Source organism: Arthrobacter sp. UYCu511, from assembly GCF_040547105.1.
GTDB lineage: Bacteria > Actinomycetota > Actinomycetes > Actinomycetales > Micrococcaceae > Specibacter > Specibacter psychrochitiniphilus.
The window spans coordinates 1-2,206 of the sequence record NZ_JBEPPB010000022.1 but is presented as its reverse complement, the minus strand read 5'-3'; the positions used below and the strand labels follow the sequence as shown (position 1 = coordinate 2,206).

Genomic DNA, 2,206 nt, shown 5'->3' with positions numbered 1-2,206 from the left:
GGTCAGCAACAGATCCAGGTTTTATATCATATTCTCAAAGAAATTGCTTTCTTATAAAAGATGCTCGCGTTCACTATGTAGTTCTCAAACAACAACCCCACCACACACCCCACCACCAGAGAGTACCAATCCACGCAACACCAGCCCGAAGACCAGATCACGCACACCAGCACCGCCTCACGGTTCAGTTATGTGCAGGAAACCAGAAACAAACCAACACAAAAAAGTGTTGTTGCCTCAGGACCCAACAGTGTGCCAAACACCACCCACCACCACGAAACAACCCTTGATGAAACGTTCCCCGCATCCCCTAAAGGGTTGCTGTACTTATTTCAGATCGCCCCGTGCCAACAGGCACCTATTTCATTGATATTCCACCCTTGAGCAGCACACCGAGAAACTTTCGTTCTCGCAATGCACTATTCTCCTCACACCCACAACAATTCTCCATGCGGAAAACGGCCAGGTGTTTGGTGCTCCTTAGAAAGGAGGTGATCCAGCCGCACCTTCCGGTACGGCTACCTTGTTACGACTTAGTCCCAATCGCCAGTCCCACCTTCGACAGCTCCCTCCCCACAAGGGGGTTAGGCCACCGGCTTCGGGTGTTACCAACTTTCGTGACTTGACGGGCGGTGTGTACAAGGCCCGGGAACGTATTCACCGCAGCGTTGCTGATCTGCGATTACTAGCGACTCCGACTTCATGGGGTCGAGTTGCAGACCCCAATCCGAACTGAGACCGGCTTTTTGGGATTAGCTCCACCTCACAGTATCGCAACCCATTGTACCGGCCATTGTAGCATGCGTGAAGCCCAAGACATAAGGGGCATGATGATTTGACGTCGTCCTCACCTTCCTCCGAGTTGACCCCGGCAGTCTCCTATGAGTCCCCACCATCACGTGCTGGCAACATAGAACGAGGGTTGCGCTCGTTGCGGGACTTAACCCAACATCTCACGACACGAGCTGACGACAACCATGCACCACCTGTAAACCGACCGCAAGCGGGGCACCTGTTTCCAGGTATTTCCAGTTCATGTCAAGCCTTGGTAAGGTTCTTCGCGTTGCATCGAATTAATCCGCATGCTCCGCCGCTTGTGCGGGCCCCCGTCAATTCCTTTGAGTTTTAGCCTTGCGGCCGTACTCCCCAGGCGGGGCACTTAATGCGTTAGCTACGGCGCGGAAAACGTGGAATGTCCCCCACACCTAGTGCCCAACGTTTACGGCATGGACTACCAGGGTATCTAATCCTGTTCGCTCCCCATGCTTTCGCTCCTCAGCGTCAGTTAATGCCCAGAGACCTGCCTTCGCCATCGGTGTTCCTCCTGATATCTGCGCATTTCACCGCTACACCAGGAATTCCAGTCTCCCCTACATCACTCTAGTCTGCCCGTACCCACCGCAGATCCGGAGTTGAGCCCCGGACTTTCACGGCAGACGCGACAAACCGCCTACGAGCTCTTTACGCCCAATAATTCCGGATAACGCTTGCGCCCTACGTATTACCGCGGCTGCTGGCACGTAGTTAGCCGGCGCTTCTTCTGCAAGTACCCTCAACCAACAAAAATGCTGGCCTTGTTCCCTACTGAAAGAGGTTTACAACCCGAAGGCCGTCATCCCTCACGCGGCGTCGCTGCATCAGGCTTTCGCCCATTGTGCAATATTCCCCACTGCTGCCTCCCGTAGGAGTCTGGGCCGTGTCTCAGTCCCAGTGTGGCCGGTCACCCTCTCAGGCCGGCTACCCGTCGTCGCCTTGGTGAGCCATTACCTCACCAACAAGCTGATAGGCCGCGAGTCCATCCAAAACCAATAAATCTTTCAACCAAACCCCATGCGAGGTAAAGTCAATATCCAGTATTAGACCCCGTTTCCAAGGCTTATCCCAGAGTTAAGGGCAGGTTACTCACGTGTTACTCACCCGTTCGCCACTAATCCCCCCGCAAGCGAGGTTCATCGTTCGACTTGCATGTGTTAAGCACGCCGCCAGCGTTCATCCTGAGCCAGGATCAAACTCTCCGTTAATAAAACAAACAGACACACACAATCCCACCGGAAAAAGGTAAAGGAAAGCATGCACTAAATTCGAAACCAGCTAAACGATCATGCATCACCACAGGGGCGGCAACACACAACCAAATAACCAATTCAATTACAATAAATTGGTATCAATAAAACTTGGCACACTATTGAGTTCTCAAACAACAACC

1 rRNA gene is annotated in these 2,206 nt (G+C 52.9%); it reads right to left on the bottom strand.

The features are described from left to right. Positions 1-484: 484 nt before the first annotated feature. Positions 485-2,021: ribosomal RNA gene (locus ABIB48_RS17985) — 16S ribosomal RNA — on the bottom strand. Between the last annotated feature and the right edge of the window lie 185 nt (positions 2,022-2,206).